The sequence below is a fragment of the Rhizobium favelukesii genome (assembly GCF_000577275.2).
Taxonomy (GTDB): Bacteria; Pseudomonadota; Alphaproteobacteria; order Rhizobiales; family Rhizobiaceae; genus Rhizobium; species Rhizobium favelukesii.
This window is the reverse complement of record NZ_HG916855.1, coordinates 151,888-166,573: the sequence shown is the minus strand read 5'-3', so window position 1 is coordinate 166,573 and position 14,686 is coordinate 151,888. Positions and strand designations below refer to the sequence as shown.

The window sequence follows — 14,686 nt, the reverse complement described above, 5'->3', positions numbered from 1 at the left end:
TTTGCGTTAGTGCGAAGGGTGTGTAAGCGATGATTTTGGTGACTGGCGGCGCCGGTTTTATCGGCTCGAACTTCATTCTTGACTGGCTGGCTCAAAGCGACGAGCCCGTTCTTAACCTCGACGCGCTGACCTATGCTGGCAACAGTGAGAATTTGGCCTCGCTCACGACAGACGCCAGGTACACGTTCGTCCATGGAAGCATTGGAGACGGCGCTCTCGTAACCAACCTCATGACGCGATACCAGCCGCGCGCAATCGTGAACTTCGCCGCCGAAAGTCACGTTGACCGCTCGATCCATGGGCCCGAGGACTTCATTCAGACCAACATCGTGGGCGCATTCCGCTTGCTGGAAGCAGCCCGGGCCCATTGGGGCGGGTTAAGGGATCGCCAGGAGTTTCGTTTCCTACACATTTCGACCGATGAGGTTTTTGGTACATTGCAGGCCGGTGATCCTGCCTTCGATGAACAAAATCAGTACCAGCCCAACAGCCCTTACTCCGCCAGCAAAGCAGCCGCGGACCATCTGATGCGAGCCTACCATCACACCTATGGTCTGCCTGTGCTGACCACCAATTGCTCCAACAACTACGGTCCATTTCACTTTCCCGAAAAGCTCATTCCTCTGGTCATTCACAACGCCATTTCGGGTCGCCCATTGCCGCTCTACGGCGATGGGCGGCAAATTCGCGACTGGCTCTATGTAAAGGATCACTGCAGCGCAATTCGGCGAGTGTTGGATGCAGGCCTGCCGGGGCAGACCTACAATATCGGAGGCTGGAACGAGCGGACCAATCTTGAGGTCGTGATGATGCTGTGCGACGTGCTTGACGAACTTAAGCCAAGAGCCGATGGCAGCTCCTATCAGGAACAGATCACATTCGTGACCGATCGTCCGGGCCACGACCGGCGCTATGCGATCAACGCGGGCAAGATTGAAGCAGAGTTGGGTTGGCGACCAGCCGAGACGTTCGAGACCGGCATCAGGAAGACCGTTCGCTGGTATCTGGATCATCCGGACTGGGTCCGCAATGTCACCTTGGGCAGCTATCGCAACTGGATCGCAAAGCAATACGCATGAACATCCTGCTGCTTGGCAAGAACGGCCAGGTGGGCCGGGAACTTCATCGAACGCTTCTTCCGCTCGGTGCGGTGACGGCGCTGGAACGGCGAGACCTCGACATGGCGGCGACGGACACCCTTCCTGCGATCTTGGAAGCTCATGCGCCCGATCTCATCGTCAACGCAGCCGCCTGGACTGAGGTTGATCGCGCAGAATCGACGCCCGATACCGCTTTCCGCATCAATGCCGATGCGCCGCAGATTATCGCTCGGTTTGCCCGCGACCGCGGCGCGACGCTCATTCACTACTCGACAGACTACGTATTCGACGGCCGGAAACAGAGGCCATACGTCGAAAGTGACGACACCAATCCGCTGAACGTCTACGGGCAATCAAAGCGAGCAGGCGAGCAAGCGATCAAGGCATCAGGCTGCAGGTTCGTCATATTGCGGACGAGCTGGGTTTTCTCGGCGACGGGTGCCAATTTCATCAACACCATCCTTCGCTTGGCGCGTGAACGGCCGACGCTGCGAATTGTTGCCGACCAGTTTGGCGCGCCGACATCAGCCGAACTTATCGCCGACGTTACGGCGCTGGCGGTGGCGGCTCATCGCCAAGGGCAATTTGACAGCGGCATCTATCATCTGACGGCGCAGGGCCAAACCAGCTGGCATGAACTTGCATTCTATGTCGTTCGACGTGCGCGTGAACTGGGGTTCACCCTGCGGACTGATGTTGGCGACATCGAGCCCATTGCGACGGAGGAATACCCACTGCCTGCAGCGCGGCCGCGGAACTCCTTGCTCAACTGCGATGCACTCGCCAGTTGCCTGGGATTGGATCTGCCGTACTGGAGCGTGCACGTAGACAGGATGCTTGATCAACTCAGAGAACGGGAGCCGCAGACGTGACTCGAAAAGGCATCATCCTCGCCGGCGGTTCCGGCACCCGCCTGCACCCCGCGACGTTGGCAATCAGCAAGCAGTTGCTGCCGGTCTTCGACAAACCGATGATCTACTATCCGCTGAGCACGCTGATGCTCGCGGGTATCCGGGACATACTCGTCATATCGACCCCGCAGGATACCCCGCGCTTTGAGGCGTTGCTGGGGACCGGCGAGCAATGGGGCATCAACTTCTCCTATGCCGTACAGCCGTCGCCCGATGGCCTGGCCCAGGCCTTCGTCATCGGCGAGGACTTTCTCGAAGGATCACCGAGCGCCCTTGTGCTCGGCGACAATATTTTTTACGGACATGACCTGCCGCTGTTGCTCGCCAGCGGCATGTCGCGCACAAGCGGCGCAACCGTCTTCGCCTACCATGTGCTCGATCCCGAACGCTACGGTGTCGTCGAGTTCGACGGAGCAAACAGAGCCCTGTCAATCGAGGAAAAGCCGTCTCGAGCGAAATCGAACTATGCCGTAACAGGCCTTTATTTCTATGACGAGAGGGCTGTCGAGTATGCCAGGCAGCTCAAGCCCTCGGCGAGGGGCGAGCTAGAGATTACCGACCTCAACAGCCGCTACCTGAATGACGGCAGCCTGACGGTGGAAATCATGGGTCGAGGCTATGCCTGGCTCGATACGGGCACCCACGACTCTCTGCTTGACGCCGGCCAGTTCATTTCGACGCTGGAACACCGCCAAGGTCTGAAGGTCTCCTGCCCAGAAGAGATTGCCTTCCGAAACGGCTGGATCGACGGTGGGCATCTCGAGCGCCTGGCTGCACCGCTTGCCAAAAGCGGCTATGGCAAATACCTGCTGCGGCTTGTGGCGGAGGCCGGCAATCAATGAAGGTAAAGTCGCTGGAGATCGCTGACGTGTTGCTGATCGAGCCGACGGTCTATGGCGACGATCGCGGCTTTTTCTTCGAGAGCTTCAATCAGGCGCAGTTTAGTGCGCTTGTCGGTCAAGATCTCACCTTCGTGCAGGACAACCACTCCAAATCGGCAAGGGGCGTGCTGCGAGGACTGCACTACCAGATCAAACAACCGCAGGGAAAACTGGTGCGCGTCGTCGACGGAGAGGTGTTTGACGTTGCCGTCGACCTGCGCAAGGCGTCGCCGACCTTCGGCAAATGGGTCGGGGAAACCCTGTCTGCCGACAACAAACGGCAGCTCTGGATTCCGGCCGGTTTCGCCCACGGCTTTCTTGTGCTTTCCGAGTCCGCGCAGTTCCTCTACAAGACCACGGATTTCTATTCGCCGGAGAACGAGCGGGCGATTATTTGGAATGATCCGACGCTGAACATTCGCTGGCCGATCGATACGATGCCCATTCTTTCGAGGAAGGATGCGGTGGCGCAGGCGTTCCCTGATGCGGAGGTCTTCGCCGGTTCACTGGATTCTTGAATTCGCTTTCGTCGCATAGTTGAAACCGTGCCAGCGCGTCTGCATGTTCCTGCAAAGCGGCGATAAGAGGATGTCCGACGTGTCCGACGAAATTGTCAGTGGGTTGCACCTGGTCGTCGTTGCGCAAGCAATCGCGTGGCTGCTGTTTGCCTTGATTTTCTTCGTGACGATTGCCCCCATCAGGCTGCGCCCGCGAACGATCACGCGCGTCAACCTCGACAGAAGCCTCGCCTTCGCGGCAATGGCGTTCTTCTTTGTGCTTGGCTATTCACATTCCGCGGCACTGGTTGGTGTCAGCTGTGTGATCGGCGCGGGCATTTCGGAATTGCTGCAGCTCTTGTCGCCGTCGCGCCATGCGCGACTGCCAGACGCAATGGCGAAATCGACCGGAGCCGCCGCCGGCGCCCTCGTGGCGATGGTGGCGCTGGCGACATCCGGCTCACTGGCGATTTGAACACCGGGCCCCATCGCTCGTCGTAAGGACGCTTTCCGGAAACGTTTTAGTATGGCAGATAGGAAGGCAAATCGTTCCATCGGGGAGGAAGATTGCCGCAGATGAAGGGTATTCGCCAACTCGCCAAGCATCTCGACATTTCAATCGGGACGGTTTCGCGTGCGCTAAACGACAGGCCCGACGTCAACGAAGAGACGCGCAAGCGTGTGCTCGCAGCCGCCGAAGAGCTTGGATATGTGGCGAACCAGTCCGGACGCAGCCTGCGTCAGGGCACGACAAACGTCATCGGCCTGATGATCGAATCCAGCAAGGAGACGGTCGAAAACAGCGACAACTTCTTCCTTGGCGTCACCGGCGGCTTGCAGAGCGTGCTGTCGCGTCACAAGCTTGACCTGCTCATGCTGCCGTGCCCGAATGATGAAGACCCCCACGAGTATCTGAAGCGGATGGTCGCGCGACGGATCGTCGATGCCATGATCATCTCGGCAACGCAGCGCGTCGACAAACGCATCGACCTGCTGGTGAAAGCCAAGATCCCCTTCGTAGCACTCGGCCGCAGCACATCCGGCGGCAGCCACACCTGGATCGATCTTGACTTCGAGGGCGTTGCTGCCTGCGCCGTCGATCGCCTGGTATCGAAGGGACATCGTCGTATCGCCATCGCCGCACCATCCAACGACATCAACCTCGGCTATATCTTCGTCGATACCTATCGGCAAGCCCTTGAGCGGCATGGCATCGCCTTCGATCCGTCGCTGGTCATCCGCGTCAAATCCAGTGAGCAGGGCGGCTATCAGGCCGGCCACGAGATGCTGCGGCTCGACAGCAAGCCGACGGCGATCATCCTTATCTATGAGCTCATGGCGATCGGTCTCTACCGGCGCCTGAATGAGGCAGGCATTATTCCCGGTCGCGATCTCGCGGTCATCGGCTTTCGCGAAGAACCGCGCGGCAAATTCCTGCAGCCATCACTCACCTGCTTTCGCATGTCACTGCGCGATCTCGGCGTCGAGCTTGCCGAAACCTTGCTTGCGACAATGCCGGCCTATGCGGCGCACTACCCGAAAGGCGCACGCAACACGATCTGGCCTCTCGAACTCGTTCCCGGAGAAAGCGACGCTTTTTCTCTTAAGGCATAAGCTCGGATGTCTTGCCAGTCTGCTCACTGCAGCGTTGACGAGGGCGCAAGTCCGCGTCCTCGTTTGCCGACTGACGACCTTGGCGCCGATGACGTCATCTGTTTGAACGATCCATCCTCGCTGCAATGCTCGTGCACCGGTCAGCCTTTGAAATCGACGGTGATATTTTCCTTGCTGCGGCGCAATATCGATTTGCCTAAGGGTCCGCATTTGCAGGTGTTTTCCGCAGCATTCTTGCAAGAACCGCATGGTATTGACACCAGGAAACGTTTCCGCTTAGTATCGTAAACGTTTACGGGATGCGTTTCGGGAGGAAAACCAGAAACGATCCACCGGAGGAAATCGTGATTTTGAATGCCGTTCTATGCGGGTGCGGAGCCATGTCCAAGGGTTGGCTGCGCGCTATCCAGGAAACCCCGGCTCTTAAAGCCGCCATAAAGGTCAAGGGCCTCGTCGACGTCAATCCGGCAGCAGCCGAGGCGCTCGCCGCCGAGTTCGGCCTCGAAGGGGCTGTGACCGGTACAGATCTTGCCGACGTCATTGCAAGGTCGAACGCCGAGATCGTGTTTGACGTCGTCGTCCCGACGGCACGTTTCAACGTCGTCTCCACCGCGCTGAAGGCCGGCTGCCACGTTCTCAGCGAAAAGCCGATGGCAACCTCGCTTGCCGAAGGAGCGGCCCTGATCGATCTGGCGGCTGAAACCGGCAAGATCCACGCCATCATCCAGAACCGTCGGTTCATCTCGGGCGTGCGCCGCATGCGCCGTTTTGTCGAGAGCGGGTCAATCGGTGACCTGACCGCCATCCATTGCGATTTCTTCCTCGGACCGCATTTCGGGGGCTTCCGCGAAGAGATGGACAATGTCCTGCTCCTCGACATGGCGATCCACACGTTCGATGCCGCCCGCTATGTCGCCGACAAGAAGCCGCTCGCCGTCTATTGCGTTGAACGCAACCCCAAAGGCTCCTGGTACAGGCACGGCGCATCTGCCAATGCGACCTTCGAATTTGCCGATGATGTCGTCTTCACCTATCGCGGCTCCTGGTGTGCGGAAGGCGAGCGCACCAGTTGGGAAAGTGAGTGGCGTCTCGTCGGCTCAAAGGGCATGCTGACCTGGGATGGCGCCGATACGTTCAGCGCCGCCGTTGCCGGCAATGAGCCTGGTCTGTTGCATGGCGTTGCGCCCGTAAACGTTCCTGAACCGGCTCACGAGGGAGAAACGCATGGCCATGCCAGCGTCATTTCGAGTTTCGTGGAGGCGATCAATACCGGCAAGCGGCCTGAGACGGCAAGTTCCGACAATATCAGAAGCCTCGCCATGGTCTTCGGCGCGATCGAGAGCGCCAAGACCGGCAGGCGCATTGAGATTTCAGCATAAGGAAAGAGATTGTGAGCAACCCTGCCAAGTCCATTCGTATCGGCACCATGGTCAGCGCCTCCAAGGGCGGTGCCGACAAGCGTATCGGCCAGATCGCCGATATGGGCTTCGAAAGCTTCGAGCCCTTCTTCTGGCAGACGACCAACGGCCAGGATCTTGCCGAACTTGGCAAGCGCTGCGTCGATGCCATCGGCGGTCGTGACATTACCATTTCGACGCTTGGCATGTTCGGCAATCCGCTGGAGACCGCCGACATCGACCTTGAGACGCTAAAGGGCTGGAAGGATTGCATCGACAACGCCCACCATTTCGGCGCAACCTGCGTTGCCGGCTTTACCGGCCGCATCCGCAACAAGCCGCTGACCGACAGCCTGCCGCGCTACAAGGAGATCTGGAGCGAGCTTGCCAAGCGTGCAGCCGACAAGGGCATCAAGATCGCCTTCGAAAACTGCGCCATGGACGGCAACTGGGCGACCGGTGATTGGAACATCGCCCACAACCCGGATGCCTGGGAACTGATCTTTAACGAAACCCCGGACGATCATATCGGCCTGGAGTGGGAGCCCTGCCATCAGATGGTCTATCTGATCGAGCCGCTACCGCAGATCCGCAAGTGGGCAAAAAAGATCTTCCACGTGCACGGCAAGGACGCGACGATCCGCTGGGATGTCATCAAGGAGCACGGCATCTTCGGCAAGGAGAAGTTCGTCTTCATGCGCACGCCGGGCTTTGGCGACAGCAACTGGACCGACGTTATTTCCGAACTGCGGCTTGCCGGTTGGTCCGGCTCGATCGACATCGAAGGCTGGCACGACCCGGTCTACCGCGACGATTTGGAAATGACCGGTCAGGTCTACGCACTGAACCATCTCAAGCATGCCCGGGGCGGCGACTTCGTCGTCGATCCGGTCTGATGACATCGTGGCCGGCGAGGAGGAATCGCCGGCTTCCGACAGGATAACCACAAAGGAGGAGAACTATGGGTATCCGCAAGTTTGCAGTAATCGGCGCTTTGGCGCTGGCAGGCGTTTCTCTCTTCGGCCTGGCCGCCAAGGCCGAGGATGTCACCATCACGGTCTGGTCGCTGGACAAGGATGTCCAGCCGGCGCCGAACCTGGTGAAGGAATTCAACGCGCTGAACAACGGCATCAAGATCGAATATCGCGAGATCCAGTTCGACGATGTTGTCAGTGAAGCGATGCGCGCTTATTCCACCGGTCAGGCGCCAGATATCATCGCTGTCGACAATCCGGAACATGCAATGTTCGCCTCGCATGGCGCGTTCCTCGATCTCACCGACATGATCGCCAAGTCATCGGTGATCAAGAAGGAAAACTATTTTCCTGGTCCGCTGAACTCGGTCACCTGGGACAGCAAGCTCTTCGGCGTGCCGAAAGCAACCAATACGATTGCGCTCTACTACAATGTCGACATGTTCAAGGCCAAGGGCCTCGATCCCGACAAGCCGCCGCACACCTGGGATGAACTGGTGGATACGGCCCGCAAGCTGAACGATCCGGCCAAGAACGTTTATGGTCTGGCTTTCTCGGCCAAGGCGAACGAGGAAGGCACTTTCCAGTTCCTGCCTTGGGCGCAGATGGGCGGGGGTGGCTATGACCACGTCAATACGGCTGGCGCCGTCAAGGCGCTGGAAACCTGGAAGACCATCCTCGACGAGAAGCTTGCTTCGCCTGACACCCTGACCCGCGGACAGTGGGACTCGACGGGTACCTTCAATTCCGGCAATGCGGCGATGGTGATTTCCGGTCCGTGGGAACTCGACCGCATGTCGCAGGAAGCCAAGTTCGACTGGCGCGTGACGCTAATGCCGGTGCCGAAGGACGGCGTCGAGCCGTCTTCCGCGATGGGCGACTTCAACTGGGCGATCTTCGCCAGTACCAAGCATCCGGCCGAGGCCTTCAAGGCGCTCGAATACTTCGCTTCACAGGATGACAAGATGTTCAAAAACTATGGCCAGTTGCCGGCCCGTTCGGACATCGCCATTCCGCCGACCGGCAATGAGAAGAAGGATGCTGCACTCAAGGTATTCCTCGAGCAGCTGAAATACGCCAAGCCGCGTGGTCCGCATCCGCAGTGGCCGAAGATATCCAAGGCGATCCAGGACGCCATCCAGTCCGCGCTGGCGGGGCAGGCCACACCGCAGGCTGCTCTCGACCAGGCAGCCCAGACCATCAAGGGTATCCTCGGCGAAGGCTGAGATCGGCCTGACGTGCCGCCGGATTGTCGTCCGGCGGCACCGCCAGGAACACGGATTGTCGTGTTATTGTTCTTCGGACATCTTCCTCTCAAGGGAGAGGGTGGAGACTGTGGTGGCGCTCCCTCCCGGCACTCTCTGCTCTTGCTTGCGCGGCACGGATCTTGACGTCGCGGTTCGGCAAGCATCTGCTCTCTTCCTTGAGAGGAAGGTGCCCGGAGGGGCATTCAGAAAATATGGACATTCGAAGCATATCGCGTCGAATGTATGGGTCAGGAGCCTTGGAGTATGCGCACTGTTGCCAGCGGAATAAGAGACGGAAAGGGGTTTGACGTCACACTTGCGGCGATTCCCTTTGCATTTCTGTTTTTCCTGTCTTTCCTGCCGCTTGTCTACAACGTGCTGATGAGCCTGCAACAGGTCGATATGTTCAGTCTCGCGCAGGTATTCCGCCCCTTTGTCGGCTTGAAGAACTATCAGGAAGTGTTCGCGCGGCCGGAAGCCTGGCTGGTGATGAAGAACACGGTGGTCTTCGTCGTAGCGTCGATCGCCGGACAGTTTCTTATCGGCTTCGGGCTGGCGCTGTTCTTCTGGATCGGTTTTCCCGGATCGTCCTGGCTGCGCGGTCTGTTTCTTGTTTCGTGGGTGATGCCCGGCCTCGTCGTCGGCGCGATCTGGAATCTGATCCTGTCGGGTGATTTCGGCGTGCTGAACTACCTGCTCAAGAGCCTGTCGATCACAGATGCCAACATCTTCTGGCGCTCAGATCCGGCCTATTCGCTGTGGGCGGTGATTATCGCCAATATCTGGCTCGGTGTGTCCTTCAATATGATCCTGCTTTCGGTTGGTCTCTCCTCCATTCCCGGCGACCTCTACGAGGCGGCCGAACTCGACGGCGCCAATGGCTGGCAGCGGTTCTGGACCATCACGCTGCCGATGATGCGTTCAACGATCGGTGCCGTCGTCTCGCTCGGCATGATCTTCACATTGCAGCAATTCGATCTCTTTGCGGTTATCACATCAGGCGGCCCGAACAATTCCTCCAACGTCGCGCAATACTGGGCGTGGCTTTGGTCCTTCAAGGAGTATGATTTCGCCAAGGGCGCAACGATTTCAGTGGTGATGATCATCGTCGTGATGATCGCCTCGGTCATCTATGTACGTTCGACCCGCCATGAGGTGCGCGGATGAGCGAGACCATGAAGTACCGTCTGCTTTTCGTGATTGCCGTGGTGCTGGCAATCATCTACCTCTTTCCGCTCTACTGGATGTATCTGAGCAGCCTCAAGACCACGTCGGACATGTTCGCGACGCCGCCGACTTTCCACGCCAGCAATCCGCAATGGCATGTCTATGGTGACGTCTGGTTGGGCCTGAAGATGGGCCACTACATCTGGAATTCGGTGGTGATCGCCACCGGCAGCGTCGCGCTGGTGACGATACTGGGCACCGGGCTTGCCTATGTGCTGGCGCGCTACCGCAACATCTGGATCGATATCGGTCTTTTCCTCGTGCTGATGCTGCAGGTGTTACCCGCCTCGCTGATGATTACGCCGATTTTCGTCGGGTTTTCGCAGATTGGCGTTCTCGACTTCCCACGCTTTGCTGTAATTTTGGCGACAGCGGCGAAAACCATGCCCTTCTTCGTGGTGCTTGTGCGAGCCACTTTCATGTGCGTGCCCCAGGAACTCGAGGAGGCGGCGCTGGTCGACGGAAATTCGCGTGTCGGCGCCTTCTTCAACATCGTCCTGCCACTGGCGCGCAACGGCATCCTGGTCGCCGCGATCCTGATCTTCATGCAGGCCTTCGGCGAATTCGTCTATTCGAAGTCGATGATCCAGAACATCGAACTCCAGCCGTCGAGTGTCGGCCTTTATTCCTTCATCGGCCCAAATACCAGCGAGTGGAACAAGATCATGGCTTTCGCGGCGATGTATGTGACGCCGATCCTCGCCATCTTCGTTCTTCTACAGCGCCGGATCGTCTCCGGCCTGACTTCCGGAGCTTTGAAATGACCACACAGATCGAATTGACCGGCGTCAACAAGCATTACGGTGCCTACCATGCGCTGAGGGATATCAACCTTACGATCCCAAAAGGCAGTTTCGTGGCACTTGTCGGTCCGTCGGGCTGCGGCAAATCCACGTTGCTCCGGTCGCTGGCGGGGCTGGAGAAGATTTCCGAAGGCACCTTGCAGATCGCCGGCGAGGTAATGAACGACATGCCGCCGCGCAAGCGTGACATCGCCATGGTGTTCCAGTCCTATGCGCTTTATCCACATATGACGGTGGCCGAAAATCTGACCTATTCGTTGCGCATGCGTGGCGTATCCAAGGATGAAGCGAGAAAGAGGGCGCACGAGGTGGCGCAGATAACCGGTCTTACCGGACTGCTCGACCGCTATCCACGTCAGCTTTCCGGCGGCCAGCGCCAGCGCGTCGCCATGGGCCGCGCAATCATCCGGCATCCCAAGGCCTTCCTGTTTGACGAGCCGCTATCCAATCTCGATGCGGCACTGCGCGTGTCGATGCGCAAGGAAATCCGCGCGCTGCACGACCGGCTCGGCGCGACGTCGGTCTATGTCACCCACGACCAGATCGAGGCGATGACCATGGCCGACCATGTCGTCGTCATGCGCGAAGGTATCATCGAGCAGCAGGGCAGGCCGCTGGACCTTTACGACAAGCCCGCCAACAAGTTTGTCGCAGGTTTCATCGGTTCGCCCGCCATGAACTTCATTCCGGCTGTTGTCGCCGACGACGGCAAGAGCCTGACGATCGATCTTGGCAGTGTGAAGCACAAGATCGCGATCGACCATCAAGTCCAAGCCGGCCGCAAGGTCACCGTTGGCCTTCGCCCGGAGCATATCGGGATCACGGCAGCAGGGCAGGGCACGTTCGACGTGCCGGTAGCCGTGGTGGAATCGACCGGTTCATCCACCTTCGTCACGGCGGCGACCACACCCGAACTGACGATCGTCGAGACGGGCCGAGGCATCGCGCGGGCGCGCGAGACGATTGGCGTGACCGTCGATCCGTCGCGGCTACATCTTTTCGACGAGACAAGCGGCGTGCGCCTCTGATCAAAGTGGCAGCCGAAATGCCTTCCGGCCGCCACGACCAATTTACCGTCCGCCTTCGATTTTTCGATACCGCTGGTTCGTGCCGCCGGCACCATAGGGGTAGTCGGCCACATGGGGCTGGCTGACTTCGCTCAGCTTCGTCATCTCCTCTTCGGAAAGCAAAAGCTTTGCCGCAGCGAGATTGTCCGCAAGCTGCTCACTCGTGCGCGCGCCGAGAATGACCGACGTCACCGCTGGTCGCGCCGCCGTCCAGGCAAGCGCCACCTGCGCCATGCTGACGCCACGGGCCTTGGCAATCTCCTCCACCGTGTCGATGATCGCCCAGGTGCGCTCCTGCGCATTGCGCGCGGCGTAAGATTCCATACCCCTGTTCGGGTTCTCGCCGAGACGGGTCGCACCCGTCGGCATCTGGTCACGCCGGTATTTGCCCGTCAGCCAGCCGCCGCCAAGCGGTGACCATGGCAGCAGGCCCATGCCGGCATCCTGGCATGCCGCGATAATCTCCAGCTCGATGTCGCGCACCAGAAGGCTATATTGCGGCTGCAGCGTTACTGGTCGCGTATAGCCGCGCGACTTGGCGATTTCCACGGCTTTGGCGATGTGCCATCCCACATAGTTGGAGAAGCCGTAATAACCGATCTTGCCGGCCGATACGGCATCATCGAGAAAGCGCAACGTCTCCTCGATCGGCGTCAGCGCGTCCCATGCATGCATCTGATAGAGATCGATATGCTCGACACCGAGACGCGAAAGCGAAGCGTCGAGCGCCTGGTTCAGGTGGCGGCGCGAAAGGCCGATGTCGTTTGGACCGGGGCCCATCGGGAAGCGCCCCTTGGTTGCGATCACGGCCTGTTTTGCCTCGGTCGGCCGTGTCTTCAGCCACTGGCCGATGATCTCTTCGGACTTGCCGGCGCTGTAGACATCGGCGGTGTCGACGAAATTGCCGCCCCAGGCGAAATAGTCGTCGAGAAGCTTGTGCGATGCCGCTTCATCAGCCTCGGCGCCGAATGTCATGGTGCCGAGGCAGTAGGCGGCGACGACCGCTCCACTATGGCCAAGCCTGCGATAATCCATGGAAGGTCCTCCTCTTCAATTAGTAACGTTAAGTGGCTGAACCGTTCGCCGCCGTTTCTTCCAAAACCGTGTCGGGAATATCGTCGAACGACGCGTAGTTCAGATTGTAGAGCCTGGAATAGAGCTTGCGGTTTTTCATCAGCTGTTGATGGTTCCCGGTCTCGATCAGTTCGCCGTTCTGCAAGACGATGATGCGATCCGCCTCCCGGATGGTGGCGAGGCGGTGGGCTATGACAAGTCCCGTGCGGTTTTCGAGGAGCTTGACCAGCGCCTTCTGGATCAGCATCTCCGTATAGCTGTCGATATTGGCCGTCGCCTCGTCGAGGACCAGGATTTTCGCGTCAGCCACCAGCGCGCGGGCAAAGCTCAGAAGCTGACGCTGACCAAGAGATAGATTGCCGCCACGCTCGCCAAGCATGCTGTCATAGCCCTGCGGCAAACGCATGATGAAGTCATGGGCGCCGACGGCCTTCGCAGCCTCGATGACCTGCTCGCGGGTTGCCTCCGCCTTGTGGTAGCGAATGTTGTCGAACACCGTGCCGGTAAACAGGAATGGTTCCTGAAGAACCATGGCGATCTGGTTGCCAAGCGAATCCTGTGTCAGATCGCGCACATCGTGCCCGCCGACCAGTACCTGTCCCTGCTGAACGTCGTAAAAGCGATGGATCAGCGACATGCAGCTCGATTTGCCCGAACCTGTCGGGCCGACAAGGGCAACCGTTTCGCCCGGGTTTACCTTGAAGCTGACATGCTTGAGAACCGGGAGCTTGGGATTGTAGCCGAAGACGACGTCACGAAATTCAACCGATCCGTCCATATCGGCGGAAAGCGCCCTGGCATTTGGTGCGTCCCTGATGTCGACCGGCACATCGAGAACTTCCGTCAGTCGCTGACCGGAGGCCATGGCGCGCTGCATCACCGAATACTGCAGTGTCAGCGACCGGATCGGGTCGAAGAACCGCTGGATATAGAACAGGAAAGCGACAAGGACGCCGACATCAAGCGCCTGGTTGAGCACACGTGCACCACCGACGACAATGACAAGCGCCATAGCAACACCGGTCAGCGAGTCCACGATCGGCACCATCACCTGGGCGTAGCGCGCCGCCGTCAGGTGCGTCGTCAGGTTCGCCTTCGCCTTGTCGTCATAGAGCATGAAGTTGACGCCCTGGCGGTCCATGCTCTGGACGGCCCGCACGCCATGGATCGCTTCGGCCAGCGCGCCGCTGGCGACGGAATTGGTCTCATGCGCTGCCATGAAGGACTTGCGCGCCAGCGGCAGCCAGAAGAGACGCACGACAAAAAGGATCGGCAGGACGGAAAGTGTCAGAAGGCCGAGCTTGAAGTCGAGATAGAGCATGACGAAGACGATGCCGAACAGCAGTGCGATATCACCGACCGACAGGACGGAGGTTTCCAGAAATTCCTGCATCGAATTGACGTCGCCCTGCAGGCGCGACATCAGGCGCCCGACCTCGGTTTTGTCCATGAAGGAGAGCGAAACCCGCTGCAGGTGCGAAAACATCGCCTTGCGGATGTCGAAGAGAACCTCTTCGGCAACGTTGCCCACCAGCGTCTCCTGCGCGTAGCTGGCACCGTAGTTGATCAAGATCGCGATCACAAAGGCGACCATCGACCCCATCAGCGCTGAATGGCTTCCTCCGGGCTGCATGCCGTGATCGATCGCATAGCGGATGATCAGCGGGATTAGCAACTGCATCGCCGTGAACGTCAAAACGGCGGCCACCGAGAGTACCACCTGCCTGCGATAGGGATGCACAAAGCCCCAGATGCGTTTGACGATGTTGCCGTCGAAGGCCTTGCCGAACATCTCCTCCTCGATGCGGTGGGAGCCGACGACCGCGCGCGGCGGGCGGCGTCCGTCCTCGCGAACGTCGGAGCGTTCGGTTTCCAGTTCCTCGGCCATTCATTC

14 protein-coding genes are annotated in these 14,686 nt (G+C 59.2%); 12 read left to right on the top strand and 2 right to left on the bottom strand.

What is annotated here, in order from left to right; genetic code table 11:
• Positions 1-29 precede the first annotated feature (29 nt).
• The 12 genes from rfbB (at position 30) to LPU83_RS64355 (ending at position 11,679) form a co-directional block, all read left to right on the top strand.
• The gene (gene rfbB, locus LPU83_RS64410; protein ID WP_024314413.1) at positions 30-1,079 is read left to right on the top strand and encodes a dTDP-glucose 4,6-dehydratase; all 1,050 of its coding nucleotides are present in this window, start codon (positions 30-32) and stop codon (positions 1,077-1,079) included.
• The gene (rfbD, locus tag LPU83_RS64405; RefSeq protein WP_024314412.1) at positions 1,076-1,972 is read left to right on the top strand and encodes a dTDP-4-dehydrorhamnose reductase; all 897 of its coding nucleotides are present in this window, start codon (positions 1,076-1,078) and stop codon (positions 1,970-1,972) included. The genes rfbB and rfbD overlap by 4 nt, the downstream gene beginning before the upstream one ends.
• Positions 1,969-2,853, top strand: coding sequence for a glucose-1-phosphate thymidylyltransferase RfbA (gene rfbA, locus LPU83_RS64400; protein WP_024314411.1), 885 nt, complete (start codon positions 1,969-1,971; stop codon positions 2,851-2,853). Before rfbD ends, rfbA begins: the two co-directional genes overlap by 4 nt.
• A complete protein-coding gene (rfbC, locus tag LPU83_RS64395; protein WP_024314410.1) occupies positions 2,850-3,410 on the top strand; it encodes a dTDP-4-dehydrorhamnose 3,5-epimerase in 561 nt (186 codons plus the stop codon). Before rfbA ends, rfbC begins: the two co-directional genes overlap by 4 nt.
• A 70-nt stretch (positions 3,411-3,480) precedes the next feature.
• Positions 3,481-3,864 (top strand): hypothetical protein, encoded by a 384-nt coding sequence (locus tag LPU83_RS64390; RefSeq protein ID WP_029709968.1) that lies wholly within the window; start codon positions 3,481-3,483, stop codon positions 3,862-3,864.
• Between the two features lie 101 nt (positions 3,865-3,965).
• Positions 3,966-5,003, top strand: coding sequence for a LacI family DNA-binding transcriptional regulator (locus tag LPU83_RS64385; RefSeq protein ID WP_024314408.1), 1,038 nt, complete (start codon positions 3,966-3,968; stop codon positions 5,001-5,003).
• A gap of 380 nt (positions 5,004-5,383) precedes the next feature.
• Positions 5,384-6,382 carry a Gfo/Idh/MocA family protein gene (locus tag LPU83_RS64380; protein ID WP_051166647.1) on the top strand — a complete coding sequence of 333 codons (999 nt, stop codon included), beginning with the start codon at positions 5,384-5,386 and terminating at the stop codon, positions 6,380-6,382.
• 11 nt (positions 6,383-6,393) lie between these two features.
• On the top strand, positions 6,394-7,296 hold the full coding sequence (locus LPU83_RS64375; protein ID WP_024314406.1) for a sugar phosphate isomerase/epimerase family protein: 903 nt from the start codon (positions 6,394-6,396) through the stop codon (positions 7,294-7,296).
• A 65-nt stretch (positions 7,297-7,361) separates the two neighbouring features.
• Complete coding sequence (locus LPU83_RS64370; protein WP_040680866.1) at positions 7,362-8,600, top strand: ABC transporter substrate-binding protein; 1,239 nt, start codon at positions 7,362-7,364, stop codon at positions 8,598-8,600.
• Between the two features lie 285 nt (positions 8,601-8,885).
• The gene (locus tag LPU83_RS64365; RefSeq protein ID WP_024314404.1) at positions 8,886-9,788 is read left to right on the top strand and encodes a carbohydrate ABC transporter permease; all 903 of its coding nucleotides are present in this window, start codon (positions 8,886-8,888) and stop codon (positions 9,786-9,788) included.
• Positions 9,785-10,612, top strand: a complete 828-nt coding sequence (locus tag LPU83_RS64360; RefSeq protein WP_024314403.1) for a carbohydrate ABC transporter permease — start codon at positions 9,785-9,787, stop codon at positions 10,610-10,612. The genes LPU83_RS64365 and LPU83_RS64360 overlap by 4 nt, the downstream gene beginning before the upstream one ends.
• Positions 10,609-11,679, top strand: a complete 1,071-nt coding sequence (locus LPU83_RS64355; RefSeq protein ID WP_024314402.1) for an ABC transporter ATP-binding protein — start codon at positions 10,609-10,611, stop codon at positions 11,677-11,679. Before LPU83_RS64360 ends, LPU83_RS64355 begins: the two co-directional genes overlap by 4 nt.
• A 42-nt stretch (positions 11,680-11,721) precedes the next feature.
• Here the strand turns inward: LPU83_RS64355 and LPU83_RS64350 are convergent, their stop codons facing one another.
• Both LPU83_RS64350 and LPU83_RS64345 read right to left on the bottom strand, forming a co-directional pair.
• Positions 11,722-12,753 carry an aldo/keto reductase gene (locus LPU83_RS64350; protein ID WP_024314401.1) on the bottom strand — a complete coding sequence of 344 codons (1,032 nt, stop codon included), beginning with the start codon at positions 12,751-12,753 and terminating at the stop codon, positions 11,722-11,724.
• Between the two features lie 28 nt (positions 12,754-12,781).
• The gene (locus LPU83_RS64345) at positions 12,782-14,680 is read right to left on the bottom strand and encodes an ABC transporter ATP-binding protein (RefSeq protein ID WP_024314400.1); all 1,899 of its coding nucleotides are present in this window, start codon (positions 14,678-14,680) and stop codon (positions 12,782-12,784) included.
• Positions 14,681-14,686 lie beyond the last annotated feature (6 nt).